The following is a 15,501-nucleotide window of genomic DNA, read 5'->3' on the forward strand; positions in this document are numbered from 1 at the left end:
GTTTTGTGGGTTGGGGAGGCTGATCCCCATCCATACATTAACTATGATTACACTATAGCACAATCGATTCATAAAATATGAGTGTTATATGCTAATATGTTTAAAGAACCCACAAAACATTGCAAATAAAAGTGTTAGATAAGAGGAATGGACCAGGCCTGTCCGCCTTTTTGGTGATTATCCACCGGATTTCTTCCGAAAACACCTCAAATCTCCGTAGCAGCCGAGGCTCATTCGACCGCCCTTCCGGTCCGATGGATTCGCCAGCCAGACTTGGGGAATTTGAGATTCCGAGGCGCAAAAAGCCTGTCGCACTCTGAGGCTGGGAATGCCCTCTAAAATCGAAGGTAGATGATCGTTCTCTCCGCCCTGCCCCCCTACATGGATTGGCATTGGCTTTGGCTCACCGTGGCGGCCTTTCTGGCCGGTCTGTTGAATGCCGTAGCCGGAGGGGGATCGTTTCTCCTGTTTCCAGCGATGCTGAGCATGAAGATGCTGCCGGTCCAGGCCAACGCCACCAACACGGTTGCCCTTTGGCCCGGCCAACTCACCTCCGTCGCGGCCTACCGCGAAGATATTCGCAAGAATTTCAGAGTCGCAATTCCTATGGCGATTGCCGGCCTGATCGGAGGAACGGGCGGAGCGATCGTCCTTCTCAATACTCCGCAAATGACCTTTCTGCACCTGGTTCCATGGCTCCTGCTTATCGCCGCAGTCATCTTCGCCCTCAGCGGACCGGTCTCGCGCCGGCTTGAGCATCGTAAGTTCCTTCGCAGCCAGGTTCCGCTGGGCGAAGTGCACCAGCCTCGCATGGCTCCCGTGTTTCTTTCGACGGTGGCAGTCTGCTTTTACATCGGCTACTTCGGGGCAGGCGCCGGTTTTCTGATCATCACGCTGCTGTCGCTGTTCGGCTATCAGGACCTGAATGAAATCAACGCGCTGAAAGTCGTCTCGACCACCATGGCCAACGGAATCGCCTTTGTGCTTTTCGTCATGAATGGCCAGGTCGTTTGGCGCTACTGTCTTCTCGCCATGATCACGTGCGCAATCGGTGGATACACGTCGGCGAGCCTCGCGCGAAAGATTCCTCAACCCCTCTTGCGCGGAACCGTTGTAATGATCGGGCTCGGCATGGCGGCGTACTTCTTCTGGAAAGTACGATAGCCATACGAGGCCACCGTTATAGATTGGTCCCATGATGAAGCGGCAAACAATCTGTCTTCTCTTCCTTTCGATTTGCTCCGGCCCGGCGCTCTTTGCTCAAGTCTCGCCCCCGGAAGCGGCAAAACGTTACGCTGCTGCTCATCGACTCGAACTCGTTCGTCAATTCAGCGAGTTTCTCTCCATCCCCAACGTCGCCGCTGACCCCGCGAATCTCCAGCGGAACGCGAATTTTCTGCTTGACGCGCTCCGAAGCCGTGGAGTCGATGCGCGTTTGCTCACGCTCACCGGTGCGCCCCCAGTGGTCTTCGGCCAGATCATGACCCCCGGCGCGCAGCACACCATCGTTTTCTACGCGCATTACGACGGCCAGCCCGTCACGCCATCCGAGTGGGCGATTCCACCCTTTGAACCCGCCGTCCGCGCAGTCGACGGCGAGGATCGAATCTTCGCGCGCTCGGCCGGCGACGACAAAGCGGCAATCTTTGCGCAACTCACCGCGCTCGATGCTCTGAAGGCCTCTGCAATCGCCTTGCGAGCCAACATCCGCTTTGTCTGGGAGGGAGAGGAAGAGGCTGGGTCGCCGCATCTCGAGCAGATTCTCGAAGCCAATCGCGACTTGGTGCATGGAGATATCTGGCTTGTCTGCGACGGTCCGGTCGATCAGAGCGGTAAGCAGACCGTCGTCTTCGGCGCGCGCGGCGATGCGCATCTCGAGATCACGGTCTACGGACCGCATCACGGCCTGCACAGCGGCCACTATGGCAACTGGGCTCCGAATCCGGCCATGATGCTGGCCCAGCTTCTCGCCAGCATGAAAGACGAAAATGGGCACGTTCTCATTCCGCATTTTTACGACGGCATTGCAGCACTCTCCGCGGCAGAGAAGCAGGCCCTGGCGCGCGCTCCAGTCAACGACAAGATGCTGAAGGACGCATTCTGGCTGGGACACACCGACGGCAGCGGCGCGCATCTTCTCGAACTCATCAACCAGCCCTCGCTGAACATCAATGGGCTTTCCTCGGCGCAGACCGGACCTCACGCCGCCAACGTCATTCCCCCCACCGCCGTCGCCGATCTCGATCTTCGTCTCGTTGTCGGTAATGACTGGAAAGTCCAGCAGCAGCGCGTCATCGACTACGTTCGCGGGCGCAGATACTTCATCGTCGATCACGATCCCTCGAAACAGGAACTGACCTCGCACCCCCGCGTAGCAAAGATCGTCTCCGACCCGGCAAGCTACAACGCGGTGCGCACCCCGATGGAGCTCCCCATCGCCAAGGAAGTGATTGCGGCCGTTTCAAGTGCTCGTGGAGAGGTCGTGCTTCTGTCCACCATGGGTGGCAGCGTTCCTCTCGGAGCCATGGAGCGCGCTGCCCAGACCCGCACCATCACTGTCCCCATCGCCAACTATGACGACAACCAGCACGCAGCCAATGAAAACCTGCGTCTCCAGAGTTTATGGAATGGAATCGAGACAATGGCTGCGCTGTTAGACATGCGCTAAAGTGCTTAGGATCTAGGCATCGACTCTTCAAGCTAGCAACCCACGCGAATTCATCAGCTTCGAATCTCTAGCCAACTGCGAACTACGAACTACGAACTTAGAACTGCGAACTAAAATAGAACCATGAGTCACGAAGGCATTCGCTTCCTCAGTAAGGATGAACAGGCACAGGAGAATCTGGCAGATCGGCCCCTTCCTCGCGCAGCCGTTACCCCTGATAAGGTGCGCGTAAAAATCACCGAGGGCACCGGCCTCGAGATCGACTGGCAGGACGGCCACAAGAGCGCGTGGAGCTTTGCATGGCTTCGCGACGCTTGCCCGTGCGCCACATGCATCGACGAACGCAAGGCCCAGGGCCGCAAGGCGGGTCAGCCCAAGCCCAAGCCGGCAGCGTTGCTGCCGATGTATACGCCGGCACCGAAACCTGCCAGTGCACATGCCGTCGGCCGATACGCTCTCCAGTTCAACTGGCTTGATGGCCACTCTAGCGGCATCTACTCATGGGAATATTTGCGCCGTTGCTGCCATTGTGCGGAGTGCAGGTTCAAGACCACTGAGAGCTCGGGCTCGCCCAACTGATCGCAACCCGCAATAGCGCAATCTACAGATATTGCAGGAAGTTATAAGTTACGGCGTTGCAGATGATTCGCAACATTTTCTCGAATCCCCCATCACCTGCGTGGTAGAGTTGCTTTCCAGAACACCCGGAGGCGTGCGTGACTCTCAAGCAATTTGTTGCCAAGCAGTTCATCGACGTCATTCAGTGGAACGAGCCGGACGAGGGAATCCTCGCCTACCGCTATCCCATGCAGGACATGGAGATTCAGAATGGCGGTCAGCTCACAGTCCGCGAGTCGCAGATGGCCGCATTTGTCAACGAGGGCAAAATTGCCGACGTCTTCAGCCCCGGATTGCACGCCCTGAATACGCACAACCTTCCTGTCTTGACCGACCTGATGAACTGGGACAAGGAATTCGAGTCGCCCTTCAAATCGGACGTCTATTTCTTCTCGACCCATCTCCAGATCGATCAGAAGTGGGGCACGGCAACCCCGATCACGATCCGCGACAGCGAATTTGGGGCGGTTCGCATTCGCGGCTACGGCATCTATTCGTATCGGATCGCGGATCCGCGTATATTCTTCACGCAAGTGAGCGGCACGCGGCCCACATACTACGTTGGCGATCTCGAAGGCCAGCTGCGCAACACGATTGTGGCCCGCATGACCGACATCTTTGCCACCAGCAAGATCTCGTTTCTCGATATGGCGGCCAATCAGGCTGCGCTGGGCAAGCAGATCGCAGCGGAGATGCAAACCAACTTCGCCACGCTCGGCCTGGAACTCGCCTCCTTCGTCGTCGAGAACATTTCGCTGCCCGATGAACTCCAGAAGGTGATGGACGCGCGTATCGGCGTCAGCATGGCCGGCGACCTCAATAAGTACACACAGTTTCAGGCCGCGCAGGCATTGCCGGTCGCAGCTGCGAACTCCGGCGGTGCCGCCGGAATGGGTGTGGGCCTCGGAGCAGGGGCCGTAATGGGGCAGAACATGATGGCCGCCATGAGGCAGCCCGCAGCAGCCGATGCCCCCGCCTCGGTAGCGAAGAAACATTGCGTTGATTGCGGATCTGCAATTCCTGAGGGCGCGCGCTTCTGCCCGTCATGCGGAAGGGTCCTATGAACTGCCCATCCTGCGGCGCCGCCATGCGCCTCAACGCCGACGAAGACTATTTGAAATGCGACTACTGCAAGAGCATCTTCTTTCCCGCGAAAGACGATGAGGGCGTAAGCGTTCTGCAAGTTGCTTCCGATGAGGAATGCCCCATCTGCGCGGTTCCGCTAATGCACGCCGCACTGGCCAAGATCCGCATTCGGTACTGCACTCGCTGCCATGGCATGCTGATTCCCATGGCCGTCTTCCTTGCGCTGGTGGAAGAGCTCCGCGCCGGAGAGCCAGGAACCTTGGTTGCACCCACACCCGATCGCCACGACCTCGAGCGCAAGATCAATTGCCCACATTGCCATCAGCGCATGGACACCCACTTCTACAACGGACCGGGCAACGTCATCATCGATGATTGCGACCCTTGCGCCTTGAACTGGCTCGATCATGGCGAGATGATGCGCATCGTCCGCGCACCCGACTATTCGAACCAGCGCGCTTTCGAATCGTCTTAAGGCAACCTGCGGGAGGGCTTTTCAGACCAGACGGATGAACCGCCTAGTGGCCGCCACTTGCCAGCTCCCACGGCCGCTTTGGCGCTGGAGCCTCGTCTTCTCGACCACGCAGTCGGTCGTACTCATACACGTCACTCGTTGTGCCGAGCGACTGGTTGTAGAGACTCTCCCCGCCAATCAACTTCGTCAGTTCCTCGCTGAACGTGTGGATGGCATGCAACTGGCTCGCAGTTGCCGGTAATTCATATTGGTGTGTCTTAATAAATTTCTGGTAGCCCCGGTCAAGCAGTCGCGCCACTTCCCCCCGCACCAGGATTCCCGGACGCTCGAAGAGGCTGGCAGGTCCGCCTTGCTCATCACGCGAAGGAACCAGTATGGCTGCGGCTCCAGACTTGCTGACTATCTGACCGTTCGGCGCCCCCTGGAAAGAGGAAACCGCGAAGCCGTTGGTGCGAAGCGTCTCAAGAACCTGCTCGAAGCTCGGGCGGAGGGTCTTTCTGGGCATAATTGAGTCTCTATTCCGAAGATAATTAAGTTGAATCCCTCATCAAATCTCGCACACAAGGAGCTATCCCCGCAATCGAACTGCTCTGGCATAACTCCCTCTTCGTGGAGGATCCACTGACCCTATTTACAAGTTCACGTCGCGGGGCTAGTATTCGCGCAGTCCCAGAGCACATGCGGTTCCAAACTGAGTTCTCCCCCAATCGCCAGTGAATCTCTGAGCAAGTCCAGGAGGTTACACATGAAAATCAGTCCAGTCTTACTGGGGCTGTCCCTCGCGGTTGTCGGCAGTTCGCTGGCCGCAGCGCAAGACGCAGCAACCACATCCGTACCGAGAATCCTTCAGATCACCCGCGAATACACCAAGCCCTACAAAGGTGGCGCGGCCCACGACAAAACCGAAAGCGCCTTCGTCATCGCGATGAATCGCGCAAAATTCCCTGCTTACTACGTTGGCATGAACTCTATGTCCGGCAAAGCGCGCTCCTTGTACATGACGCGTTATACGTCTTTTGCAGAATGGGAGAAGGACAACGATATTGAGGCCAAGAGCGCCGCTCTTGCCGCTGACGTTGAGCGCGCAAGCCTCGCCGATGGCGAACTGCTCGAGGAAGTCGACTCAGGTGTCTACACCTACGAGGAAGAGCTCAGCTTCCACCCTCACAACGACATACAAAAACACCACTTCTATCAAATCTTCGTCTTCCACGTTCGTCCCGGACGCGGGAAGGAATGGCACGAACTTGTGAAGATGGTCAAGGAAGCGCACGAAAAAGCCGGCGACAGCGCTCACTGGGGCATGTATAGCCTCATGTTCGGCGGCGAAGGCGGCACCTATGTCGCTCTCTCCGGCGATCCTTCCATGTCGGCGATTGACGATGCCTTCACGGGGCGAAACAAATACCTTGAAGCTCTCGGGGGCGAAGAAGGGATGGCCAAGGCCGACGCGCTCTTTGGCGCCGCAGTCGACACCTCCCACTCCGAACTGTTCGCCGTCAACCCAAAACAAAGCTACGTGAGCGCGGACTGGATCAAGGAGGACGCTACCTTCTGGAAGCCTGTTGCTGCGGCATCGAAAGCCCAGGCGGCTGCGGCCAAACCTGCGGCTGCAGCTGCCGCCAAACCCGCATCGCGCTGAAACTGCATAATCTACATCGCTAAAGCGGCTCCGGTTACGCCTGGGCCGCTTTTCCTTTTGGTACCCTGTAAGGGTACGCGGCGCTTCTCCACCACATGCGCAGCATTGTCAGGCATTTCGAATCGAAACTGCGTTCCCAATCCTCAAATGAGGCAGAACCGAAATACGATGGCTACCGCTACCGACCCGACTCTTCTCCCTGAACTCACGACTGATGATCTCTCCCGCTACTCCCGCCATCTGATCCTTCCTGAGGTCGGCATGGAAGGCCAGCGCAAGTTGAAGGCCGCGCGCGTCCTGTGCGTGGGCACTGGCGGATTGGGATCGCCGCTGGCGCTTTACCTGGCGGCAGCCGGAATCGGCACCCTGGGGATCGTCGATTTTGACGTCGTGGACGCCAGCAACCTGCAGCGCCAGATAATCCACTCAACCAAAGACATCGGTCGCAAAAAGCTCGATTCCGCCGCGGAAAAACTGACCGCGCTCAATCCTGCACTGAACGTGATCAAGCACGACACAATGCTTTCAAGCGCAAACGCTCTCGAAATACTCAAGGACTACGACATCGTTGCCGACGGAACCGACAATTTTCCGACGCGCTATCTCGTCAACGACGCCTGCGTTCTGCTGGGCAAACCGAATGCCTACGGTTCAATCTTCCGCTTTGAAGGCCAAGCCAGCGTATTCGCGACGAAGGACGGAGCGTGTTATCGCTGCCTCTATCCCGAGCCGCCACCGCCCGGCCTGGTTCCGAGCTGCGCGGAAGGCGGCGTACTTGGAATTCTGCCCGGCCTGGTCGGCGTTATTCAGGCCACCGAGGTCATCAAGCTGATCCTCGGCAAGGGCAGTCCGCTCATCGGCCGTCTGCTTCTGGTTGATGCGCTCGGCATGCGCTTCCGTGAGCTCAAGCTTCGCAAAAATCCTGAGTGCCCCGTCTGCGGCGAAAACCCGACCGTGAAAGAACTGATCGATTACCAGAACTTCTGTGGCATCGTTCCGGAGTCGAAAGAGGAGAAGGCCGTGAAGAATGGCGTTCCGCAACTCAGCGTGAAGGAACTCAAGAAGCGCATCGATGGCGGCGAAGACGTCTTCATCCTCGACGTGCGCGAGCCCTACGAGTACCAGATCGCGCAGATCGGCGGAAAGCTCATTCCGCAGAATGACGTCCCGCAGCGCCTTGCCGAAATTCCTCGTGACCGTGAAATCGTCGTGCAATGCCGTTCGGGCGCGCGGTCACAGAAGATCGCAGAATTCCTCAAGCAGTCGGGTTACACCCAGGTAGTGAACCTTGCTGGCGGCATTCTTGCCTGGAGCGACGAGATCGACCCCAAGGTGCAAAAGTACTGATGGCCTTTACCCGCCGCAGTTAAGAGAGGGCAATGATTAAGGTAAGTGTTCTCTACCCCAGCAAACCAGGCAGCCGGTTCGATGTCGACTACTACCTGACAGTGCATATGCCGATGGCGACGAGGCTGCTCGGCGCGGCTGTAAAGGACACCTCCATCGAGATCGGAATAGGTGGAGGCGCTCCGAACGAGCCCGCGCCGTATGCCGCCATTGTCGGATTTACCTGTGATTCCGTGGACGCATTTATGGCGGCGTTCACGCCGGTAGTCGGCCAGCTCCAGGGAGACTTCCCCAACTACACTGATATCCAGCCGGTTATCCAGATCAGCGAGATCCGCCGGATTTCCTAATCCTCAATGGGAAAGCGCCGGCACTCGGCCGGCGCTTCGTTTTCAACAACGGAGAAGCTCTACCGAGCCAGCTCCACCGGACCAACCTTGCTTGGTTCGATGGCCTTGCCGTTCTCATCCATCTTGCCAAAGATCATTTTGCCGCTGGCGGTCTGCAGCACGCTGGTCACTGAGATCTCCACCGCTCGGCCGATCATCTTGCGTGCGTGATCCACCACCACCATGGTGCCGTCGTCCAGGTAGCCGACGCCCTGGTTGTACTCCTTACCTTCCTTCAGGATAAGTACATTCATCTTCTCCCCGGGCAGAACGACCGGCTTGAGCGCGTTGGCCAGGTCGTTGATGTTGAGCACCTCGACGCGATGCAGATGCGCCACCTTATTCAGGTTGAAGTCGTTGGTAACGACCTTTGCTTCCCATTTCTTGGCGAGTTCGAGCAGCTTCAAATCGACTTCTCTGATCGACGGAAAGTCGTCGGGAACAATCTGCACCTGGATGTTGTTATTCGACTGCATCCGCTGCAGCATATCCAGCCCGCGACGACCACGCTGGCGCTTGGAACCATCAGTGGAGTCGGCCACAATCTGCAGCTCGCGCAAAACAAACTCCGGCACCACCATCATCCCGTCGATAAATCCGGCTTCAGCGATATCGGCGATGCGGCCGTCGATAATCACGCTGGTATCCAGTACTTTCGCGCTCTTCCGTGAGGGGCGATCGCCGGCAAACAGCGTGCCCAGCGCCGCCGGGTTCAGCAGATCGCCTTTGTTCGCGCCGACCAGCAAGCCCACATACGTCATCAGCAGCAGAACAAAAATCTGCAGCACGGCCGAGGTGGACGAGTTGAGCGGGGCGGACCGCAGCACCAGGCAGAACAGCGCCGCGCCAAAAATACCCAGCACGCTGCCGGCCACCGCACCGATTAGGCGCCGCAGGCTGAGCGCGCGCACCCTGAGTTCAAAAACGATGACGGCAACTGCCGCCAGCGCGCCGCCGGCCGCTCCCCCCCAACCTGTTACGCCGAAGGGATGAAGGAAATAACAAACGACGGAGAGTAAGGCAACAAAAAGAAAACGAACAAGAATGAGGTCCATATAAGCCTGCTTCTACTGGTGTGGAAGAACATACACCAGTTTGGGCACCGTTGGCGAGTATGCTCATCGGCCCTCTTCCTCGTCAAGGGGCGAGTGCTTTGCGGCTACACCAAGGAGATTGCTCCCCAGTTACCATCCGGTTGGAGTAACCAAAACCATGCCTCCGGCCCCTTTTTAAAGCAGGTCACGAGGCGACAGCCAGCTCAGCGCTGACCACGCGCGAAGCCCCTTTGCGCGGCCCTCGTTTGCGAGCACTCATAATCTTTACGCGCTCCAGCAGTTCCTGCGGAGAGCAGGTCTTCTTGGCCAGCAGCGCATCGGCCCCGTGGATCTGGCCGCTCATCTTCTGCGGATCGCCCAGGATCACCATGGGCACGTGGGATGCGATCTGTTTCAGTTTGAGAACCAGCTGGTCGCCGCTCATCTGCGGCATCGCAAGGTCCGCCAGAACGAGGTCAACCTGGTTGTCCGCGAAAAGCGCGATTGCTTCCTGGCCGTTGCTGGCCGAGAGTACACGGTAACCGTTTGTTAGCAGCATAAACTTCAGGACGGATAGGTCCTGCTCATTATCGTCAACGCAAAGTATTACTTTCTTCGGGCGCATGTTTTTCGGTTCCTGCTCCTGTTTCTTAAATTCTCTCTACACCAGTTCCGAGGCACACTACCACATCGCCCGTTGGTTGCTCGGGCAGGCACGTCTAGGTCCGGGGCCATCGGCCGCGACTGGGTTCCAGCTTTAGAGCGGGCACACACGACGCCGCCTGAGCGACGCACCCTCAATCAAGACCGTGCGCCCCATGCAGACGACTTCGCGCGCAAGCGGTCCGCAAGCTGAAAACCTCGTTGCGGTCAGATTGTTGTATGAAGCCGTTGTAAAAACCGGAAGGCATCCGGCTCAAACTGCGTTCAATGCTTGGGCAAGAGTACGGAGAGTGGAAAGCTATGAAAAGAGGGAATAAGAAGCGAAACTATGCATGTAAACCATCTTGTAACAAAGGAAAAAAGGGCAGAATGAACATAGAAAGTAACTTGGCCTGATTAAATTCTGTTGAAAGCGTGTGTATTACGGCAGGAAAAGCTCCCCCTTTGCAACGCGAACTGTGCTGCCCCCAACGCGCACATCGCCGACCTTCCCTGAAACCCCGTCCGCCGCCAGAAATAAATCGCTTGCACGGCCGATTTCGACTCCTTGTCGAACGTGAATTTGCCTGCCCGGCGCGACAAAGCCATAACGTACCAGGTAGCTGATCGCACAACCGGCCGCTGAGCCCGTTGCCGGATCTTCGCCGCCGTAGAACTGCATGCGCGCTCTCCACGCAGGGGTGTCGCCGTCCGTTGGCCCGAGAACATAGAACCAGCGTCCCCCATGTTCGCGCAGATATTTTGTAGCGTCCTCCTGATCGATCCGTAGGCGTGCCAGGGCCTCGTGCGAACGCAAGGCCACAATGGCGAAAGCTGTGCCCGTCGAAACGACCTGAGGCGCGGCAGAGGCGCTAAGCTCACCGAGCGTCAGCCCGATAAGGCGCGCGACCTCCGCAGGATCGAGTTGATCGCCAAACTCGGGATCGCGCTGCATCATCTCCCCGAAAAGGCTGTCCGCCTTGAAGCGCACGGGCACCGTGCCGACGTTGAGAGCCAGCTTGATCGTGTCGCCTGAAATTGTTTCGGGTGCGGCGAGCTTCAGCACGCTTGCTGTTCCCAGCGTCGGATGGCCGGCAAACGGAAGCTCCTCCTGCGTTGTGAAGATGCGCACGCGCACACCCTCACGTTTCTCAGTCTCCACGTCGCGGCGCTGAATGAACGTGGTCTCTGAAAGATTGAACTCCCGCGCGATGGCCTGCATGCGCTCGCTGCTCAAACCCACGGTGTCGAAAACTACGGCGAGCCCGTTGCCCTTGAGGGCGGTCTCAGTGAATACATCGACGATCTGATAGTCGAGTGTTTGGCTGGAAGCGGGGACCATGCACCATTATGAATCCACCGGAAGATGCGTTGTTCACAGGCTCCTTCATAGCGAGATCATCGGAGGCGGAATTCGTGTTCCTGCATGATCGAGAAAGCTGCGCATGCGTCGCGCCTCGGCACGCTGCACGGCCACCAGGCGTCTTTGCCGGCGGATGTGATCGCTATTGTCGAGATGTGCCAGCTGAGCTTCGTCGGTGTCTGCGTCGCGCTCCAGTTGTTCAATGCACTCCTCGATCAGCCGCCGGAACTGGATGCTGATTTCAAAGCCTTCACGAGTTTCCGGGGCATCATTGACAGCCATTGCGGACTCCCTGGTGCGAGCGCTTGAAATTATTTGCGAAACCAGCTCAAGCTTCTCTGCCAAGGCCAATGCTATCGGTGAGGGCACCGTCCAGCCAGATTACGAAGTCGCGGAACTTGCGTAATCTCATTGCCCCAAAATGGGACCAGGCCGGAGAGTTACCCCGGCCTGGTCGTTGGGAGCGCCCTGTGGTGGTTACGATTAACGGCTCATCCCGCCGCCCGCGCCCTCAGGAGCCGCCGCGATTGCGACCACCATCTGCGTGCCGCCGTCCAGATGAATGTCGCGCCGCGCGCCCAGCAACATGCCCGAGGCATTCGTGAACGGCAAGCCGTTGATGTCATTTGCGAGCAGAACCCCTGGGATTGCCGTCGTGCGAATGGCGACGTTTCCGTTCCTGGCCACAATGCTTCCCGCTGCCGGCATGCTGCTGTTCGTTGTTTGGTCGGTGGCGCCGGGCTGCACCGTCGTATTCGATGCCAGTCCAGGACGATTATTGGCCATGTTCGGGTTTGTACCGCTGTTCGATCCGCTCATGCCCTGGGCAGAAGACGTGGTACCACCCGGAGCCCCTTCCGGACTCGCGCCAAATGCTCCCGGAACACCGTTGTCCATCGCACTGCTCGCACCCTCAGCCGGAGATACAGACTTGATGACAGACTCGATCGCCATATTCTGCCCATCTTTCAATTCCGCATGGTCAAACTGGATGGCGATTTGCGAATTCTCTTTGCCATCCGCGCGGGCCTGCACATTTGTGATGTGGCCGACCAGCTTCGATCCTTTGGGAAGATTGGCTCCTCCCGGAAACTTCAAGTCTTCCTTTGTCTTCACCACGACACTGTCGCCTTGTTTGGCTGACTTGGAGTCCAGTTTGTTCACAAGTTCACTGTTGACTGGCTGCAACTGGGCCGCTGCGGCGCCGGGTTGGTTGCCGGCAGCGTTTTGTTGGCCAGGATTCTGTTGGCCAGGGGCAGTTGCCGATTGGGCCTGCTGCGGTTGCTGCTCTGGCTGTTGCTGCGCAGGCGAAGGAAAACTTGAAAAGGCGGCAAGGGCCACCGCAATGACGGCGGCTGCTTTCATGTAAAGATCATCCATTGGTTCACCATCCGGGGTCGGCCGTGGAGTACGCAGCGCGAAAATTGCTTTCGCACAACTTGGTGGCACGACGGATGCCAAAGGTTAGCTCTCTTCTCGAACTCAACATCGCGAGAGATCGATCTTTATCAAAACAGGGTGCTTGAAGGATCGGGATTTTTCCCGAAGGGGGTTAGGTCGGAACACGAAGAACCCCGCAGTTTATGCGCAGCCGTGTAATTTCTCGTGTGTATATATTTCTGCGGGCGGGTTCTACCGGGCTTCCGGCAAAGGCGCGTAGTATCCCTTGCGAACCTGCACCTTCATGCCATCGCCCTTGCATTGCACTGAGATTCGGCGGAAACTGCCGTCCTGCTTGGCGTTGGTGGGTACATAGCTGGCGAGATACTCGGTGCGGAGTTCTTCCTCGATCTGCTGGAACGCGGCGTCAAGCTTTTTGCCGTTGCTCCCAACGTTAATCAGGCGGCCGCCCGTCTCTTCAGAAATCTTCTTCGCGGCCGAATAACCGGAGTAGCCAAAGCCGCCGTAGAAGCCCGGATCGGCGATCAGGATGACGTACACGATCGTATTCGACTTCTGGGCGGCGGCAATGGCTTCCTGGATCTTGTGGTCGCTGCCCTGGTCGTCTCCGTCGGTCAGGATGATCATCGCCTTACGCCCGTTCTGTTCGGACATCTTGTCATTGGAGGCGAGATAAATGGCGTCATAGAGCAAGGTGCCCTTCGGCGTTCCGTGGATCGGAATGGTGCCTCCGCCGAGCCCCGGAATACCGGAACCGCCGTTTCCTCCCGCCGTATTGATCTCGGCCTTGTCCATGGCATGCGAAAGCATGCGAGCGCTGTTGGTGAAGTCCTGCAAAAGATCGACATTGACATCAAACGAAAGCAGGAACGCCTGGTCTTTCGATTTCAAAACGCGCTCCAGAAACTGGCTGCCGGCCTGCTGCTCCAGCGGAAGCACGTCAATCTGGCTGCCTGACGTATCAAGCAGGATTCCCAGCGTAAGCGGCAGATGCGTTTCCGCATTAAAGTTTTTGAGGGTTTGTGGAGTTTTGTCTTCCGCGACCGAACAATCATCCTTCGTGAGGTGCGGAACAAGTTCCCCTGATTTGTTCTTGACTGTGAAGAAGAGATCAACCAGGTTGACGTTAAGTTTGAGCGTACCCATTGATTCTTCTTCCGGGGGCGGAGGCGGCGCAGTGCTCACCGGCGAGGCGTCAGGTGATGGAACGAGCTGCCCCCAGGCCGCTGCGCCGAGAAGCGCCAGGGCGAAGAACAAAACGACGAAACTTCGGGGGACACGCATGCTGCTGAGTTTGACGTGAAAACCGCGCCGAAAGAGAGCATAGCTTAACTCTTTCAGCTTGATTGGGGCAAACCTGCAAGGCTGCGGCGCGTCTGATACTCTGACGGGTGCAGCCTCTCCATTGCGAATTTCTGAGAGAGGGTGCGTCTGCGGGCCAAAAAACCGGCTGGCGCGGTGTCGTATGGGGAGGAAAGAATACCTGTGGACCTTGGCTTGAAAGCACTGGCGCTTACCGCATTCCTGAGTTTGTCGTTCAGCCTCAGTCCGGCGGCATTTGCCCAGACTCAACCGCAGCAGACTCCGGCAGATCAGCAGGCTGTTCCGGATGCTCCTGCCCCACAGGCTCCCTCGCCTTTGAAGGGCATCGGTCCCCTGACACCCGGAATTGGCACTCCGTCATCCACTTCCACCTCAAGCACTTCAGGTGATGTTCCCCAGCAGGCACCGGCCACTCAGCCGCCGGCCAGCCAGACGAACGAAGTGCAGAAGACTCCACCGGAAAACATGACACCGGAAGACATCGGCCAAACGATACGCACCTATACGACGTACGTCGAAGTCCCCGTTACGGTGAAGGATTCCAAAGGCAAGCCGATCGCCGGCCTTACCTGGCGCGACTTCCGCGTCTATGAAAACAATACCTGGGAGCCCCTCAAGATCTTTACCGTCGATCCCGCTGCGCTCTCGATTGCGTTTGTGATTGACCAGAGCTTGACTTCCGACGTCATGGCCAAGGTGAACGATTCGCTCAGCGCGTTCCAGGGCGCACTTTCGCCCTACGATGAGGTCGCGATCTTTACCTACAACAACGGCCCGCGCGAATGGACCGGCTTCACCGGGGCGCAGGGCAATCGCGTGCCTGCGGTTCTCGCTCTCGCCAAGTCGATCGGACGCGATGACCTGGTGCCTGTGAATAGCGGGCCTTTTGGTGGATGCGCCATCGTGAAGAACGGCGGCTGCGTCGATTCAAACAACACCGTGCAACAGGGTGGATCGGTAGGCAATCCCTCATTCATCAACATCCCCAAGGAAGTCCACACCCTGAACGATGCGATTCTGGCTGCCGCCAAGGAACTCTCAACCCGGCCGCCGGACCGTCGCCGCATGATCTACGTTGTTTCCGACGGCAAAGAGTACGGCAGCAAAGCCTCCTACAAAGACGTACTCCACTATCTTCAGGCCAACAAGATTGCCGTCTCTGGAACGCTGGTGGGCGATTCCGCTCGCTGGGGAGAGGGCCGCATCAGCAGGCTGCATCTGCCCTTCCAGATGTATGACAATCGCCTCGCTGGCTATATTATTGCGACCGGCGGTGACTTCGAATCTCAGGGCAACCTGAACGGCATCGAGAAGAGTTATGCTCAACTCGCCGAGGAGAGCCGCAACCAGTACACGCTGGTATACGCGAGCCACCAACCTCTGCTCGACAGCAGGTACCGTAAAATCGAGGTCCGCGTCGACAGACCCAACGTCGAAGTCATTGCTAAAAAGGGCTACTACCCATCCAGCCAGGATAACCAGCACTAGACATGGTGGCTTCTTCGGGAGCTAC

Annotated in this window: 16 protein-coding genes; 10 read left to right on the forward strand and 6 right to left on the reverse strand. The window is 57.8% G+C overall.

The features are described from left to right. Positions 1 to 351: 351 nt before the first annotated feature. The 5 genes from WCA10_RS04580 to WCA10_RS04600 all read left to right on the forward strand — a co-directional run bounded on the left by WCA10_RS04580 (position 352) and on the right by WCA10_RS04600 (position 4,847). Positions 352 to 1,164 carry a sulfite exporter TauE/SafE family protein gene (locus WCA10_RS04580; RefSeq protein ID WP_472821317.1) on the forward strand — a complete coding sequence of 271 codons (813 nt, stop codon included), beginning with the start codon at positions 352 to 354 and terminating at the stop codon, positions 1,162 to 1,164. Positions 1,165 to 1,195: 31 nt separating this feature from the next. Continuing rightward, complete coding sequence (locus WCA10_RS04585) at positions 1,196 to 2,668, forward strand: M20/M25/M40 family metallo-hydrolase (RefSeq protein ID WP_472821318.1); 1,473 nt, start codon at positions 1,196 to 1,198, stop codon at positions 2,666 to 2,668. Between the two features lie 123 nt (positions 2,669 to 2,791). Continuing rightward, positions 2,792 to 3,247, forward strand: a complete 456-nt coding sequence (locus WCA10_RS04590) for a gamma-butyrobetaine hydroxylase-like domain-containing protein (RefSeq protein ID WP_472821319.1) — start codon at positions 2,792 to 2,794, stop codon at positions 3,245 to 3,247. Between the two features lie 137 nt (positions 3,248 to 3,384). Then, the gene (locus WCA10_RS04595) at positions 3,385 to 4,350 is read left to right on the forward strand and encodes an SPFH domain-containing protein (RefSeq protein ID WP_472821320.1); all 966 of its coding nucleotides are present in this window, start codon (positions 3,385 to 3,387) and stop codon (positions 4,348 to 4,350) included. Beyond that, positions 4,347 to 4,847, forward strand: coding sequence for a TFIIB-type zinc ribbon-containing protein (locus tag WCA10_RS04600; RefSeq protein ID WP_472821321.1), 501 nt, complete (start codon positions 4,347 to 4,349; stop codon positions 4,845 to 4,847). The genes WCA10_RS04595 and WCA10_RS04600 overlap by 4 nt, the downstream gene beginning before the upstream one ends. Before the next feature lie 43 nt (positions 4,848 to 4,890). Here WCA10_RS04600 and WCA10_RS04605 read toward each other — a convergent pair whose 3' ends face one another. Continuing rightward, complete coding sequence (locus WCA10_RS04605) at positions 4,891 to 5,352, reverse strand: hypothetical protein (protein ID WP_472821322.1); 462 nt, start codon at positions 5,350 to 5,352, stop codon at positions 4,891 to 4,893. A gap of 240 nt (positions 5,353 to 5,592) precedes the next feature. On the opposite strand from WCA10_RS04605, the gene WCA10_RS04610 reads away from it, so the two are divergent. From WCA10_RS04610 to WCA10_RS04620, 3 genes are all read left to right on the forward strand, one after another. Beyond that, on the forward strand, positions 5,593 to 6,489 hold the full coding sequence (locus WCA10_RS04610; RefSeq protein ID WP_472821323.1) for a hypothetical protein: 897 nt from the start codon (positions 5,593 to 5,595) through the stop codon (positions 6,487 to 6,489). Positions 6,490 to 6,657: 168 nt separating this feature from the next. Then, positions 6,658 to 7,836 carry a molybdopterin-synthase adenylyltransferase MoeB gene (moeB, locus tag WCA10_RS04615; RefSeq protein WP_472821324.1) on the forward strand — a complete coding sequence of 393 codons (1,179 nt, stop codon included), beginning with the start codon at positions 6,658 to 6,660 and terminating at the stop codon, positions 7,834 to 7,836. A gap of 32 nt (positions 7,837 to 7,868) precedes the next feature. Further along, on the forward strand, positions 7,869 to 8,186 hold the full coding sequence (locus WCA10_RS04620) for an EthD family reductase (protein WP_472821325.1): 318 nt from the start codon (positions 7,869 to 7,871) through the stop codon (positions 8,184 to 8,186). 59 nt (positions 8,187 to 8,245) lie between these two features. Here the strand turns inward: WCA10_RS04620 and WCA10_RS04625 are convergent, their stop codons facing one another. From WCA10_RS04625 to WCA10_RS04635, 3 genes are all read right to left on the reverse strand, one after another. Then, the gene (locus tag WCA10_RS04625; RefSeq protein WP_472821326.1) at positions 8,246 to 9,280 is read right to left on the reverse strand and encodes a PIN/TRAM domain-containing protein; all 1,035 of its coding nucleotides are present in this window, start codon (positions 9,278 to 9,280) and stop codon (positions 8,246 to 8,248) included. Positions 9,281 to 9,464: 184 nt separating this feature from the next. Further along, entirely contained in the window at positions 9,465 to 9,884 is a 420-nt protein-coding gene (locus WCA10_RS04630; RefSeq protein WP_472821327.1) for a response regulator transcription factor, read from the reverse strand. A gap of 459 nt (positions 9,885 to 10,343) precedes the next feature. Then, positions 10,344 to 11,243, reverse strand: a complete 900-nt coding sequence (locus tag WCA10_RS04635) for a PhzF family phenazine biosynthesis protein (protein WP_472821328.1) — start codon at positions 11,241 to 11,243, stop codon at positions 10,344 to 10,346. A gap of 84 nt (positions 11,244 to 11,327) precedes the next feature. On the opposite strand from WCA10_RS04635, the gene WCA10_RS04640 reads away from it, so the two are divergent. Further along, entirely contained in the window at positions 11,328 to 11,573 is a 246-nt protein-coding gene (locus WCA10_RS04640) for a hypothetical protein (protein ID WP_472821329.1), read from the forward strand. Between the two features lie 174 nt (positions 11,574 to 11,747). On the opposite strand, the gene WCA10_RS04645 is transcribed toward WCA10_RS04640, so the two are convergent. Both WCA10_RS04645 and WCA10_RS04650 read right to left on the reverse strand, forming a co-directional pair. After that, positions 11,748 to 12,644, reverse strand: a complete 897-nt coding sequence (locus tag WCA10_RS04645) for a hypothetical protein (RefSeq protein WP_472821330.1) — start codon at positions 12,642 to 12,644, stop codon at positions 11,748 to 11,750. Between the two features lie 252 nt (positions 12,645 to 12,896). Further along, positions 12,897 to 13,949, reverse strand: coding sequence for a VWA domain-containing protein (locus WCA10_RS04650; protein WP_472821331.1), 1,053 nt, complete (start codon positions 13,947 to 13,949; stop codon positions 12,897 to 12,899). A gap of 201 nt (positions 13,950 to 14,150) precedes the next feature. On the opposite strand from WCA10_RS04650, the gene WCA10_RS04655 reads away from it, so the two are divergent. Beyond that, positions 14,151 to 15,476, forward strand: a complete 1,326-nt coding sequence (locus WCA10_RS04655) for a VWA domain-containing protein (RefSeq protein WP_472821332.1) — start codon at positions 14,151 to 14,153, stop codon at positions 15,474 to 15,476. Positions 15,477 to 15,501 lie beyond the last annotated feature (25 nt).

Source organism: Occallatibacter sp., assembly GCF_049582745.1.
Lineage (GTDB): Bacteria > Acidobacteriota > Terriglobia > Terriglobales > Acidobacteriaceae > Telmatobacter.